This window comes from Pseudomonas sp. DSV-1 (assembly GCF_035830915.1).
GTDB lineage: Bacteria > Pseudomonadota > Gammaproteobacteria > Pseudomonadales > Pseudomonadaceae > Aquipseudomonas.
In genome coordinates, this window is record NZ_JAYMYG010000002.1 from 132321 (window position 1) to 147433 (window position 15113).

Genomic DNA, 15113 nt, shown 5'->3' on the forward strand with positions numbered 1-15113 from the left:
AAGGTTTAATAATATTATATGAGACAGATACTTGAAGCCCTGCCTCAGTTGCCTGTTATTGCGCAGGCAGATGCTAATCGGTGGGTGGATGGCATCACTCGGTATCACGGGCCCCGAGCCACATGGCACGCTAAAAGGTTACATGGTATCGGCGGCTCAGAAATGGGCGCGCTAATCAGTTTCTATCGTGGTGAAACGTCTTCAGGGTTCAGCACCATAAAAGACGTGGTGGAAGGCAAGCTGATGAAACGCTTGCCTTCCTTTGAAACGTTTCACATGCGCAGGGGCAACGCCCTTGAAGACCTTGCACGTCAGGTATTTCTGAAGAAATCATTTGGCTCGGTCGATCTAGCGGCCATGAATGCGTTGTCGGTTGCCAAAAAATTACCGGGCTATGAGTTCATGGTCGGTAACCCTGACGATATTGTCATTTTGAACGGCAAACGGTTTGTTGTTGATTACAAGGTCCCAAATACCTTTTCTGACTCAATCGAGTTGGACTACGAGGTTCAGCTGCATCATTACGCAACCCTCGCAAAATTCGCTGGTATCCGAATTGACGGTCTGATTCTGGCAAAACTCGACATACCTCCTCAGCTCGCTGAGCATCTCACCAAGAATGTGGCCCAGATCGAGCCTCAACGCTTTGCAGAGCTGGTCGACTCTATATCTCGCGTTGACCTCCCAGGTTGCCGGATTGTTTTGCTACCCGTTGAACTGAAAACAAACCTACAGGCTGAGCTGCTTGCAGCAGGAAAAGACTGTTGGAATGACTTTGTCATGAAGGGGGTGGTTCCAACTCCAGGTCAGTACGGCAAACTCGAATTGAAAGGTGATGTTGAGCTGAACCTTGCGCGATACCAGCAGCAGTATGTGATGGCTAAGTCGGGGATCTCCTATCTCACGAGTATTGCCAGCCAAGCCAGTTCCGGCATGGCTGAGCTACTTGAAGATGTCGATTTTGAGGGGAAATCTCTACCGCTGTCAGTGGTCGGCGTAAAACCAAATGGTTTGGATTCGAAGCTGGTCGTCAACGAAGCGCTGCTACGCGGGGCGACAGAGGAGGAGCTGCAGTCCGAGTCCCGCACGTATTCTGTCAGTGCACTACTGGAAGAAATTCAGCGACTGGGCGGACAACTGGACAACAAAGAGCTTTATGAGGCAGGGCTTGATGCTGAAAAGGCAGAGGCATACCTGAAAGAGCAGGGGGTGGACATGGCCAAGCTGCGTAAGCCAGGTATCGCCGTCCGCATCTCCACAAAAAAAGACGATAAAGCGGTCTCTCAGCACTACGAAGAGCGTGCTGCTGAGCACTTTGGCGCATGGATTGACGAAAGCTTAATTTCCAATCAGGGAGAGGAGTCGGACTTTAGGGACGACGATCCTTCCGTTGAAACCAATATGCCAATTGAGATTGAGACGGGGCATCTCAGTTTGGCATTAGCGGACGCCTTCCAAGCGTCCGTAAACATCGAAGAGCAAGAATCCCACTTCCCCATGAGAGCCCAACCCGGCTTGCGTTAGGAGTAATAAATGGTAGACATCAATGCGCTATTTAAAGAGACGCTGAAAAAGGAACAAAAAGCTTCAGACCCGAAGGTCTTCATGATCCAGGTTCAGCATGACCCGGTTCACTCGCCAACCAACCATGATGTGTTCAAGGTCGTTGGGGTTCGTATGGATACCAATGAGCGTGTTGCAGTAATTGCGGTTAAGTCATCTGCTGGCCAAGCCGTGCCAAAGGCAGGCGACCTTATGCGTGCAGACAAGGTGGAGCGCAGCCCACAGCATCCCGGTGCCCCGGTGTTTAAGGCGAAGTACTTTCACACTTATGATCAGAACAGCTTTTGCTTGAATGCTGTAATGCAACCGCTTCCAGTGAGAACTACGCCGGGATCAAACATGGTGGGTGCTCAAGTTATTGCATACGACCCAAAAAGCTCTGGCACCATTTTGAATGGTTCTGAAGTACAAACAGGTCTGTCAGCATCAATCTTGCACCACCTCAAGCAGTGGGATGCCGAGGAGTCATCTGGTATTACCCACGACATGGTAGGTAAGCCAATCTGGGGTAATGGTGCTAATCGCGGCCTGACCCCCATGGTAACGGTTCGCTTTGCAGACCAAAGCTTCAAGGTTTTTGGCGTCGGAGCGATGTTTGTTGACCCCAACGATAAGCAGAAGGGTGTCCGCTTCCCAACAGATAAAGAATTGCTAGAGCGTATTGAAAAAACCCAGGGTGTGATCACATTAAATACGGTGATGAAGAACCTGATAGGCGCAGGAACGCCCATCCAAGAACTGCAGAAAGTAGACATCGCTGTGGTGCCGGGTTTAGTCATCAATGTCGGTCGCGACAAAGTCACATCCAACGAAAAAATCTCCCGCGAGTACTACAGCGTTCCGCAAGCCTATGAAATCCAAAAGGATGGAGGAGGTTCATTTGCAGGTCATCGCGAGACGTTTCTTCATGTAAAAATGACGCGCACCAACAAATTCGCTGTTGTTGATACTGTCCCTGTTCCAGGGGGCAAGGCCTCCGCGAAGGTCCCTCTTTTCTCCAACGAAATCGAGCGCATCGAGGCCCGTAAAAACTTAGCTGCTGGTGTGCCAAATGCTGCGCCTGACCAAGCCATAGCCGCGCCAAGCTCGCAAGCCTCTCAAAGTCCGGCGATGTCCCGTGAGAAAGCGCTTGAGTTGAACGATTTCCCTGAGGAGAAAGCACCGCAACAACCGTTGATTGCCGAGAAATCTCAACAAGCAGCAGTCGTAAAAAGTGCCCCAGAAAACGCGAGCCAAGAATTCAACCCAGCCGAATATGACTTGGAGGGGCTGGATATGGATGTGCAAATCATCGAGCAATTAGGCAGCGGTCTTGATGAATTTGACGACGTTGACGATTTGCTTAAGCAAGCTGAAGCGCTTTCTGCCCAGCGCCATGCACCCCGCATGGGCTAAGCCCATTCACTCTCAATGTTATCTAGCCGAGCGGCATTGCCCCTCGGCTTGTCCTGTGTTGGATGGTGTATATGAGTCAAACAATGAAATGGCTCGACTTCAAAAGCTACGGGATGAAGCTCGTACTTGGTCGAGATAGATCACCCAAAAAGAATCACACTCTTCTTTTCGCTGGCCCAGGCCTTCAGGACCAGCAGACGCTTGCCATACTTACCGAACTTGGTTTTTCTCGTGATCTAAGGTTCCCTAACAAGCAGTACTGGACGCGGAGTCATACTGGTTTTCGATTGACCGATCTTCGGAGTAGCTTTCCCAACTGTTCGGTAGTGGATCTGCCTGTTGAGGAAATTTCGCCAGCTGCCAAATTTGATATTAAACAGCGCCAAGAAACAGGTGTTAAGCATGAAACAAACACAGAGCCAAGAAGCCGACCTACAGGAATTACAGCTCGCAATACCGCTAGAGGCCTCAATGATGGCGGTGCTGGAGCCAATGGGGTACTGGTCAAGGACGCTCCACAGCCTGATGTACGAAAGCAATCCTCAGATGATGTTGTCCCTACACCAGTCGGGGACGTTGACCAGTTATCTGAACGAACAGGAGGAGATTCTGATCGACAGAGCCCGGCAGCTGGAGAAGGAGTACCGGAAACTGAATCCACTCAATCGAGAAGCAACGCATCTGGTACGAGCAGCGTGGAACAACCAGGCGAAGTCGTTCGCGGCGGAGACTCTGCTGAGCAATCTGAGCCTGCAGATACAGACGCTGCGCGAGGAACATCAGGGAAAAGCGAAGCACTAACCCAACCGAATGAGGCAGAGGCAATTAAAGCCGCTCTGCCTGCCGCTGAAAGTTCTGAGCCTTTGCTTGCGCCAGAATCCGAGCCAATTCAAATACCCGAAGCGCGCACCAGCGAAGGTTTCAGCCAGCTGGAGTACGACGCTGTTAGTGAGAACTACGGCACGGGGGTGAGTGGCGCATCAGATCTTGAAAACCCGTTTGACCAGGACATAGCTGCGCCTGTTTTAGAGCTAAGTGATGAGCCCCAGGTACAGAAAAGCCAAGACCTAGAATCCGACGATTACTGGGATACCCGCGAAGCTTTCAACCGCCGTGAATACGACACCGCTTACGCCCTTTATCAAACTGGCATGAATGGCAATGGGGTTGATCGTGAAGCATTCGAGCATGCGCTCGCTGGCATGTCAGGTGGGCGAGCAGCCTCTCTCTATTTGACCCAAGATCAGCGGCGAGAGCTGCATCATATGGGCATGCGCGACAATATCGTCGAGCACTTTGCTACCCATTACGCGGGGGAGGAGGCCAATTTAGCTCATGCCTTCAACTTCGCCTCTCAAAATGACTCAGTGCTGGCTGCATCCATTACTCGGCGCATGACTGGAGATGAAGGCCTTGGCGGCCTGCTGACCAGTTCAGGCTTTGAGTTTGTTGCGGATGAAGAGCCAAGCACCGGAGCCCCTGAGTATCTCTACCGCTCTCCGTTTGGTGAGTCAGTAGTAATCGGCGTAGGCAATGGGGGTTTACACATTACTGGCCACGGTAAGGGCCAGGTTCTACCGATCTTCGAGGTGCGCGACACTCTATCCACCCCTATCGCCTTTGTGGGGATGCAGTTACTCGAAGAAGTAGCTGCCATTTGGCCGCACTTAATCACTGGTCGTAATCCTGAAACGGTAGCGACGGCTAAATCTTCTGAGTCTCAGGCACAGGAGCAGGCACCAGCGAAGGTGGCGTCAGACGCGGTTGAGCCAATTCCCGCTATTGAACCAGCGAAGTCTGCGTTGGATGATCAGCTGCAAAGCCTGAAATCCGTAGTAGCTACAGCTGAGTCTCAACCAAGCTTCCCCGAAGGGTGGCTTGTTATGAATGCCTCTCGGCCCTTGCTGGGTCATGCGAATGAGAATGGTAAATTCCTTGATGGCATCTACTACGCGGGAATAGACCCTCAAGACAGCCTTGCAAGCGCCTACATCGAAGAAAATCGAAAGCTGAATGCTTCGGTCATCGTCACAGCCAGTGTCGATGAACAGATGCGTATGGCGATTGCTGATAGTCGGTACCGCAAAGAGTACGAACAAGAGCTGAACGACATCGAGCGTAAGCTTTTGGTCACTCCGCTTATTACTCGTATGCAACACACCCCTTATGGGCAAATGAAGGCGCTCCTGAAGCGCGTACAGGCCGAACAGGGTGCTCAAGCGATAGACGCCGCACCAGAGCGTTCAAATGGCTCTGCGGAGCACATAGAGAACCCTGTAACTGTAGTGAGTGCTGTCGGTGCAGTAAGCGGACCTGAAGGTAATTCCCCATCCGAACCGAGCACGTCCTCCTTCAGTGACGATGGTGAAGTGCCAGCGTTCGCGATTGATCGCGTTTGGCGCGGCTCTACGCTGCAGCACATGCTCGATACACAGGGTCATACACCTTCGACCAACGCGATCTTCGCCGCACTGGTATCAGTTGAATCAGGAGAGGCACACGGGGATGTGAGCAAGCGCGTTTTGTCATCGTTCAGGGGCTGGGGCGTGGAGGGTGAGAAGCTTCGCGTAGACCACCGCCAGAGTCATGCCAACTATGCTGGTAACCAAATTGCACAATCTTTGGGAATGACACCGGCTGATTTTCAGCGGTCATATTTGGATAACCGACTTGAGTCCTACTACACCCCACCTCAATTGTGCTCGGCAATCTGGAACGGTGTTATGCGGGCTGGCGTCAGCGCGGGCGGCAAGTTTTTAGACGCTGGTTGCGGCTCAGCTGCCTTTTTTGCGTCAGCTCCTGACAAGGTACAATGTCACGCTACGTTGATAGGTGTCGAATGTGACCCAATCACTGCGCGGCTTGCCTCTGCAGTTGCGCCTGATGCCAGGATCATTAACGCCAAATATGAGCACGCAATCCTAGCGCGTGACTTCGACGCAGTGATTGGGAACGTCCCTTTCGGATCATCCAAAATTCATGATTCGAATTACCCCGACGCTCACCATATCCATGACTATTTCAACCTGCGAAGCCTTGATCAGCTTAAGCCAGGTGGGATTTCGGCAGTCATTACGTCAGCTGGTTCGTTGGACAAGCTCGACGACACTGTCCGAAAAGAGATGCTCAACCGGGCCGACTTAATCGGCGCCGTACGCTTACCGTGCGAAGCGTTCATGCACCTCAATGCGAGCGTTGCGACTGACATTCTGTTCCTTCAGCGCAGACCCGAAGGTACTAAGCCAGCATACGACTTCACCGAATCGGTCAGGGTGTCCCTCGATGAGTCAACTGGCCTGATGTATCCGGATGAGGAGGGTAGCGAGTCCATCAACCGGTATTTTTTGGACAACCCCCAAAATGTGCTTGGTAAGTACGAAATGGTCGGAACTGCTTTTGGACCAAAGCCAGTCCTGCACAACAAGCAACTCCAGGCACAGACCATTGTTGATCGCTTCGACGCATTGCAAGTGCAGATCGATGCGCGAGTCACTGCGTTTATGCCGGAAGGCATCGCCCACAAAGCAGCTTGGGAGCCTACCGAGCAGAGCATTTCCACCAATCAAAAAGAATATCAAGATGAGGACTGGAGCAGTTTTGCCCGCATTGAACAACGGCAATCCAATTTTGTTGGCGACAACATCATTGTCGACGATGGACGCATTCTTGAAATAGTAGACATCGCTCACAAATTCGATGAGGAAGGTGTACTGCTGGGCTTTGAGCATGTTGTCGCGGAAACGAAATTTTCCGGGAAACGAGCGGCCACCATGGTTGCGTACATCGAATTGCGTGATGCATGCCGTGAGTTGATCTCAGCCCAACTCAATGGCAGCGATGTGGTTTTGGGTGCAGCTCAGGAAAAGACGAAAGGTCTGTACGACGCGTTCACCAAAAAACATGGTGCCGTAAACACCAATAAGAACGTTCGCATTTATGGTGATGACGCAGGGTCTGCTGAAGTCTGCGCGCTTGAGATTTGGGATGATGAAGAAGAGCAGGTGTTGGCGCTGGCAGATACGTTCGATAAGCGTGTCATAGGTGCTGAGCTGGTCCCTAACATTGAGACGGCAGAGGACGCCTATTTCCACTCCTTGGACATCAAGGGGCGTATCGACTTCGAGTTCATGTCCGAAGCACTCGGACAAGATGTTGATCAGATCAAGCAGAAGTTGCTTGGGGATCTGGTATTCCTGAATCCGCAAACTCACGAGTACGAAGCGCAGCACCAGTATCTGAGCGGCAACGTCGTGCGCAAGTTAGCTGATGCCGAGCAAGCGCTGGAGACAATGCCAGAACTCCATGTCAACGTTGAAAAGTTGCGTGAAGCTCAACCCTCTCCAATTCCCTTCGAGGACATCTCGCTTCGCTTAGGCGTCGGCTGGATTCCAGAGCGCGACATTGAAGCATTTGTTAGCGAGCTGTTCGGTCAAGAGCTGTCACCTCGGGATTTTAGCGTGAGCCACACCGCTGAGGTCGGTTTGTGGACTGTTGAGGTTTCAAGCTCATTCAAGACCAACCATGAAACCCGTCGTAGCACCCTACACGGTACAAAAGATTGCTCTTTCGAAAAGCTGCTGGAAATGCAGCTCAACGCACAGAAGCCAACGCATTACGATAAAAGCGCTGATGGCAAATCTTCAGTTAATGACGAACGCACCATGGCTTCCCGCACCAAGCAGGAAGACATCGAGTCTGCGTTCAGAACGTGGGTAGGCCGCGATGTAGATCGAATCCATCGTTACACCGAGATGTACAACGCCAACTGCAACACTATTGCGCTACCTAAGATAGATGGCTCACGTCTGACGTTCCCAGGTCTAGCTGCTACATGGCACCCGCGAGATCACCAGAGAGATGCTGCAGCCATGGCCCTGATGGGCAAAAACTGCATGGCAGCTCATTGCGTTGGAGCGGGTAAGACTTTTGAAATGGTCGCCATCGGAATCAAACTCAAGCAAGTAGGCATGTGCAACAAGCCCGCGATTGCGGTACCTAACCACATGCTTGGACAGATCACCCGTGAAGCGAAACAGATGTTCCCGTCTGCACGCATACTGCAGGTCACCGCTGATGACTTGAAGGGGGCTGCTCGCCAGCGGTTCCTTGCCCGCACCCGAAACAACGATTGGGATCTGGTCGTGTTCACTCACGGGATGATGAATCGTCTCCAGGCACCACTCGAAATCCAATCACGGGAGCTACTGAAGAACATCGACAAAATCAGTGCAAAGATCGAGGGGACTGATGGCCGTATTAAGCGTCAACTGGAAGCCCATCTGAAGACACAGGTATCTAAGCTCGACAACGTTAAAAGGGTCTTCGAAGACGCACAGCGCAAGACAGGCGTTCTTACCATCGACAAGTTGGGTATCGACCTGATCAACGTCGATGAGACGCACCTGTTTAAAAACCTTGCCATCAACTCCAACATGGATGTGCTTGGTGTCACGCGTGGGGGCTCTCAACGAGCGGAAAACTACAAAATGCTGGCCGAGTACATGCGTGATTTGCATGGTCGCAGCTTTGGAATTAATGCCTTTACAGGTACACCAGTCGCCAACACCATTTGCGAATTGTACGTGCACGGCTCCGTGCTTCGCCCTGACCTCTTCATCGACCAGGGTATCCATGACTTTGATGAGTGGGCTAAGCGCTTTGGTGATGTTGTAACAGCCCTTGAGCCCTTACCTGAGGGTGGCGGGTTCAGAGTGAACGAGCGCTTCGCAAGGTTCGTCAACCTGCCGGAAATGATCAAGCTGTTCCGCTCATTCGCAGACGTAAAAAATCCAAATGATTTGAACCTCCCTGTACCTGATGTTGAGCTGATAATCATCTCTGTCGATCAGAGTGATTTTCAGAAAGACTTTATGAAGCATCTGGCCATACGTGCAACGAAGGTGCGTACAGGCAAGGTGAAACCTCATGAAGACAACATGCTGGCCATTGCGACTGCTGGACGTAAAGCTGCGCTGGACATGCGACTGGTGAGCCCACTCATTCCAGACGACGCCAGCCTCAAGCTGGGCGAGGTAGCCAAGAACGTCCACTTCGAGTGGGAAGCTCACGGAGATGTGAATGCCGCTCAGATCGTGTTCATGGATCAGGGCACTCCTAAAGCAGACGGTTCGTTCACGACCTACCAAAAGCTTCGGGACCTGCTGGTGGCAAGAGGGGTTCCGGACAATGAAATTGCTTTTGTTCATGAAGCCAAAAACGATGTTGAAAAAGAGACCCTGTTCGAGAAAGTCCGCAAAGGCGAGATCCGAGTAATCATTGGTTCGACTGAAAAAATGGGTGTAGGGACCAACATCCAGGAGCGGCTAGTTGCGATGCATGATGTCGATTGTCCATGGAGGCCATCTGACATAGCGCAGCGACGGGGGCGGATCGAGCGCCAGGGCAACAAGTTTTTTGAAAATGTTCGCAACTACCGTTACACCACCAAGGATTCGTTCGACCTGTTCATGTGGGGTGGGAATCAGCGTAAGGCCAATTTCATTGCGCAGGCTTTAGGCGATCCAACCAAGGCTGGCCGCGAAGTTAGCGAGGAGATCGATCTTGGCTATGCCGAGGTAATGGCTGTTACAACTGGGAATCCGAAGATCCGCGAAAAAGTTGAATTGGACGACCAGGTCAACAAGGCCGAGCGCAGGCGCCGAGCATGGCAAAGCGATTTGTACACCAAGTCGAGTGAAGCACGGCGCTTGAGTCAAGCGATCAACAATTGCGGAAAACGTATTGCATCTGAGTTGATAGTTGCCGAGGCACTGCCTAAGGACACGGGTGGGCGCAAAGTAGTTACGGTCACTGGAGCCGTAACGAAGCTGGGTCATGATGGTTCCACAACGGTGCTCAGGGCAACGGAGGCAGGAGAGGCAATTCTTCAGCGCCTTCCGATTGCCGAGGCCAGGCTCATGAAATTCAACAAAGATTACGAGAGACTGGGAATCTCAATCGGAAAGATCGAGTACGTCGTACAAAACGACCTTGTCACCAAGCAAAGCTTCATTCGTGCAGTAGTGGACGATGCTTTACTACCAGGGCGATTTGGTATTTCGAAAAGCCCTCAATCCATGGGTCAAATCATCCGGGAGATCTACGATACAGAGTTCCGTTCTCAAAACTTGCTACACGAGAAGAAGAAGCTCGAAGCCAGTTACGAGCTTGTGAAGGATTTCAGGCTCGACGCGGAGTGGCCTCAAGAGGCGGAATTTGTTGACATGAAAGACCGGCAACGAGAGTTGAACAGCTGGTTTGCCGCTCAAGACTTCAACTCAACCGATACCACTGACCCCTTTGAAGCCCGAATGTCTATCTTGCGTGCCGAGGAAGATCGCAGGGTTCAGCTGTCAGAGCTGGAACAGGAGATTGCGGCAAACGGTGATCGTGATCTCGCAGATGAACCTATGGGGTTTGAGCGCAACCATGTGGCTGACTTTGATCACTCGGATAGTCAAGAGGAGGGGAGTCGGACCAGCATGCGATTTGGTTGATAACACGTAGCAACACAAAACCCGCTTCGGCGGGTTTTTTGTGTCCATGACAAGTCGCCAAAATTTCGGTATCTTTCGTTTTTGCTACGTGCAATATCATTAAATATAGTAAATGGAGCAAGCAGGTGCAGATCAAATTCACTTTAAAGCTATGCGTGCTGGTCTCGGCAATGACGTTGGCAAGTTGTGCTAACAAAGAACCGCGACCTTTGATGACCGAGGGCGACCCAGCAGTTCAAGAATTGAATGATGCGGCTCAGCGTGTTGCGCGTGCAGCAGAGCAGGCGTCGCTGGCTCAGTCAGTTCGCAGTCAACGAAACCGCGTCACGCAGGAGTTAAAGATCGATCTGACAAAAGTACCTCCTGAGATGCGGGCACCGCTCTTGCTTGAGGGTGGCTTCAATGGCGAGCTGGAAATTTTCTTAAAAAGCATCGCAAGCACTGTCGGTTGGCCTGCCCCAGTAATCATCGGTACACGACCAGCTTTACCACTGATGGTCGCTTTCACCGAACAGCGCCGACCGCCAGTGCTTTGGGTTGCCGACGCAGGCTACCAAGCAGGATCATCGGCAGACGTGCGCGTCATCGCAAACCTACGCCAGATCATCATTGCTTACAAAGATGCGCAGGGCGGTAAATCGTTTAGCACCACCGGACGGTGATCACATGAAAATACTAATTGCGTATTCGCTTTTTGCGGCGCTTGCCACATCGATGTCAGTTTCTGCAGATGACTCGAAAAAGAGTTCATCTCCACTCCCGGCTCCCGTCTTGGTACCGAAGGAACTATCGAAAGATCAAACTGAGTCTTGCGAAGCAGTTCTCTGCTTGGCTGGCGGGGGAAATCTAGCCGAGTGCGTCAATCCCCTCAAAAAGTACTACAACATGAAGAAAAAATATCGCGGTAACTTTTTGAGCATCTGCCCGAAAGATTGATGGACTAAATGCCGTAGGGGTGTGCGGTGAGGTCCAGGCTTCGCGCCTAACTCCGATAGCCCTCTTAAGATTCGTTTGGAATGATTTGCCTTGGCTCTTTCCCCGCAGCAGCAAGAAATTGTTCACCATCCATTTGAAGAGCCCGCTTTAGTTCTGGCTGTGGCAGGCTCTGGAAAATCCACAACCATGGTGGAGCGCATTGCTCGACTGGTTGAAGCGGGACGATTTGATCCTACCCGAGTCATTGCGGTCATGTTTAATCTTGGGGCTGCAAAGAACCTACGCGCCAGCCTAGAAAGACGGCTAGGCAAGCGCAACGCACCTCAATCGGTAACATTCCATAGTCTTGGAACAATCACCCTTCGTAGACTGATCCTTGGTGGATACGCTGAGCAATGGGCGTTCAGTGGTGAGCCGTCCAAAGCCATCAAGTTCACTGTAGAAGTGATCGAGACCGCATGTAAGAAGCATGGCCACAAATACCCGCGTATTGTGGCTCGTGACTTTTTGAGCTTCGTTGACCGAGTCAAAAGCGATCTAAAACCTCCGGCTGAGGTTTTCGCTGATGGGGACTGGCCAGCTCGGTATGACTGGTTCGTCCAGTGGTACCGCCAGTTCGAGAAAGAGCGTCATCAGAAGAAGGTCAGGTTCTTCTCTGACCTGATCTACGACCCGGTAACCATCATGTTGGAAAACCCCGCAGCTGCAGCTTATCTTCGGGGCGGGTTCGACCACATCATCATTGATGAGTACCAGGACATCTGCGAGAGCCAGCAAGCCCTGATTCGTTTTACGGCGGGCTTAGTATCTGCAGGTATGCAGGCCAAAGTAATGGCTGTGGGCGACGATGATCAAACTATTTACGGCTGGCGCGGCGCAAAAGCTGAATACATCCTTCGCCGGTTCCACGATGACTTCCCAGGTGCTACCACCTACACGCTGAACCGTACATGGCGTTATGGCCACGCCCTGTCATGCGCCTCAAATTACGTGATTGCTGGTAACTCAGACCGTGCTGACAAAATGTGTGTTTCGGGCGAAAAGGCACCTGACACAAAGCTCTTTCTCGAATATGACCAGCCCGTAAGCGGTAAGCCAAAGATTGTCAGCATTGTTGAGAAGTGGCTTGCCGATGGAGGGAGTCTTACTGAGATGGTTGTGCTGGTGCGCTCATACTCGAAATCAGCGGCCAGTCAGTTTGACCTGTTGCAGCACGGTATCCCGTTCAGAATTGAAGGAGGAGATGAGGCTTCAGTTCTTGAAAACAAATGGGTAGCGTCCCTCATAGGCTGGATGAAACTGGCCGCTGGCCAGGCAGCGATAAACCCCTATGCTGGCGAGCCAGACATCGGCTCGATTATCGAGGCTCGAAAATTCATTGATGTCCCATCCTTGAACTTGGGCTGGGAGAAAAGCGGTATTCTGACCAAGCTCGTTCTACAGGAACCTGAAGATGGTTTGGGTTTCAGTAGATTTGTCTCCAATCACGTTGCTGCTCAAAACCAGGCTCAGGCCGAGCGGGTTGTTTATCGCGGAAAACTATGGCGAAAGCTGCGAGCAATCGGCAAAGGTCGAAGCTTTCCAAAGGCGGCAATCCTGTTGAAGGAGCTGCTGTATTTCTTGGACATTGAAAAGTGCATAGTCCAAGAGGCTGGGAAGCGGGAGGAGGCCGACGAGATCATCAGTCTTGTCGAGGCGTTCATCGAATACGTGAAAGTGAACTCAAAGGGCAAATCTCTACCCGAGTTCATGAATCACCTACAGGACCTGCTCGATACGTCTGACAAAGCAAAGCAAGAGACGACTGCCCTCTTAATTACCAGCTGTCATCGAGCTAAAGGGATGGAATGGCTTTGCGTGATAATGCCTAGCCTTTGGCAGGGCTCGTTCCCCATCATCCCGAGATCCATCGACAAGAGTAAAATCGAATCCCATCTCCAAGATGAGCGGCGTCTGTTTTACGTTGCGATGACGCGGGCTATTCGCGCACTGTATTTCATCGCGCCAAGAGATCCGAGGCTAGACCCATGGTTGAGAGCTTGTAAGGGCGGCAACTGTGATGATGTAATACCTTTTGTAAAAAACGCTGGGGTAGCCAGTCAGTTTCTGTATGAAAGCAACCTGTTCCTGTCACAAGCGTTGCCTTACATCCTAGCTGGTGGCAAGGGAAGGGACTCGCTAAAAGCATCCTCCCCTGAATTGATAAATCAATACCTCGAAGAATTGAATTGCAACTACCGAGTTGCAAAGATTAATTAGGTGCTAAAATGAGCTTGATCAGAGAATATAAAGAACTCGAACAAACAGTTAAGTCGGCTATGGAGCGGATGGCTGCTATTGAGGAAGATCCAGAGTTTGCGCGGGACAATGAGTTCGAATCTAAGCTACGCATTTTACTGGACGAGAATCATAAATCACTTCGCGATATCATTAATATTCTTGATCCTCAATCGACCCGTCCGGCAGCATTCAGAACTGCAGAGCCTAAGACACGTAAGCCTCGTGCCTTGTTGACCTATGTAAATCCACACGATGGTTCAATTGTGGAAACCAAGGGTGGCAATAACAAAACTCTGAAAGCATGGAACGCTCAGTACGGTAAAGATGTTGTTCAAAGCTGGCTAAAAGCTGACTAATCCTCCATCTGTGCTGCTCGAAAGGGCAGCGCTTCAATGGATAATCTGACTAAGGTGGGTATGAAGCGAGTCGAAAAGTACGCATACCCTGTGAGGTACACGTCGGAACTTCACAGTGTCGTGAAATCTGGAGCAGTAGCTCAAGGCCGAAGCATCAACTCTTATATTGCCCACCTGCTTTGTGAGAGCCTCATTCGTTATCCAACTCTTGATTGCCTTCCAGTTGTACTTCAGCAGGCGAATACATCCTTCGGCATTCGCATTACTAACGAACTACAACACAGCCTAACAATCGCAGCTCATGGCGTAGACAAAGATCGCAGTTTCAATCAGGAAATTGTTGGTCGGCTAATGCTGATGACGACACCGTCGCGGCAGACCCTCATCGATGCATGGAGCCTGCTCAACCAGGCAATCTCAACACATATCAATCACCACGCCAGCAATCCTCAATGTGGCCAAGATTTGCAAGAGAAGCGGGAGGCCTTCGAGTGGCACCTAAAGCATTCCCTCGCGGTGGAAACCGTCTAGCAGCTTGCTGACAGAAGCCGCGCTGCGGGAGAGGGCAAGTCAAATGCCCTAGCACGCTGGACCGGCAACCAATGTAACTCTCACCAAGGAAATCCCATGAGTCAAGAAGTTGATCCCGACACTAGGGCAGAGCTTGAAAAAAAAACTCAAAAGGGAATAGCAGAATTTAGGAAGCGCTTTGAGGAATGGAAAAGCAAAACTGATACGCAACAGATAAAAGTGGACATAAATCAACAGAACTCAGGCAGGTAAGGGCATGGCAGACAGACAAGGGCCTACCTCGTTGGAACAAGTGGCTTCACAAGCCGCAAAGGAGTTAAGCGCGTTATTGGCTATTGGTGACCTTCTGGAACCATCTGACTTGCAGATCGTTCGGCGCCGGTTGGATGAGGTCATCCAGGCAACAAACGCGGTCATCGCTGATTGTGAGCAGCGAGAACGCAACGAACACACGGAACTGTAGGAAAAGTAGAGGAAATGGTAATGAGACCGGGGAAAATGGAAATCAGTGTCCTTTTTGGATCAATGCTTGCGGGTGTCCTGTCTTCGGCCAACG

At 51.3% G+C, this 15113-nt stretch carries 9 protein-coding genes; all 9 read left to right on the plus strand.

The window, feature by feature from the left end; genetic code table 11:
- The first annotated feature begins 18 nt into the window (after nucleotides 1-18).
- The 9 genes from VSQ83_RS25075 (at nucleotide 19) to VSQ83_RS25115 (ending at nucleotide 14809) form a co-directional block, all read left to right on the plus strand.
- The gene (locus tag VSQ83_RS25075; protein ID WP_169873042.1) at nucleotides 19-1524 is read left to right on the plus strand and encodes a YqaJ viral recombinase family protein; all 1506 of its coding nucleotides are present in this window, start codon (nucleotides 19-21) and stop codon (nucleotides 1522-1524) included.
- 9 nt (nucleotides 1525-1533) lie between these two features.
- A complete protein-coding gene (locus VSQ83_RS25080) occupies nucleotides 1534-2958 on the plus strand; it encodes a hypothetical protein (protein WP_169873043.1) in 1425 nt (474 codons plus the stop codon).
- Between the two features lie 71 nt (nucleotides 2959-3029).
- A complete protein-coding gene (locus VSQ83_RS25085; protein WP_326427839.1) occupies nucleotides 3030-10454 on the plus strand; it encodes a helicase-related protein in 7425 nt (2474 codons plus the stop codon).
- A gap of 125 nt (nucleotides 10455-10579) precedes the next feature.
- Nucleotides 10580-11116 carry a DotD/TraH family lipoprotein gene (locus VSQ83_RS25090; RefSeq protein ID WP_169873045.1) on the plus strand — a complete coding sequence of 179 codons (537 nt, stop codon included), beginning with the start codon at nucleotides 10580-10582 and terminating at the stop codon, nucleotides 11114-11116.
- Between the two features lie 4 nt (nucleotides 11117-11120).
- Entirely contained in the window at nucleotides 11121-11390 is a 270-nt protein-coding gene (locus VSQ83_RS25095) for a TrbM/KikA/MpfK family conjugal transfer protein (RefSeq protein ID WP_169873046.1), read from the plus strand.
- 90 nt (nucleotides 11391-11480) lie between these two features.
- Nucleotides 11481-13649, plus strand: coding sequence for an ATP-dependent helicase (locus VSQ83_RS25100; protein WP_169873047.1), 2169 nt, complete (start codon nucleotides 11481-11483; stop codon nucleotides 13647-13649).
- 8 nt (nucleotides 13650-13657) lie between these two features.
- On the plus strand, nucleotides 13658-14026 hold the full coding sequence (locus VSQ83_RS25105) for a histone-like nucleoid-structuring protein, MvaT/MvaU family (protein ID WP_326427840.1): 369 nt from the start codon (nucleotides 13658-13660) through the stop codon (nucleotides 14024-14026).
- 36 nt (nucleotides 14027-14062) lie between these two features.
- Complete coding sequence (locus tag VSQ83_RS25110) at nucleotides 14063-14557, plus strand: hypothetical protein (protein ID WP_326427841.1); 495 nt, start codon at nucleotides 14063-14065, stop codon at nucleotides 14555-14557.
- 96 nt (nucleotides 14558-14653) lie between these two features.
- Nucleotides 14654-14809 carry a hypothetical protein gene (locus VSQ83_RS25115; RefSeq protein ID WP_326427842.1) on the plus strand — a complete coding sequence of 52 codons (156 nt, stop codon included), beginning with the start codon at nucleotides 14654-14656 and terminating at the stop codon, nucleotides 14807-14809.
- The last annotated feature ends 304 nt before the right edge of the window (nucleotides 14810-15113 follow it).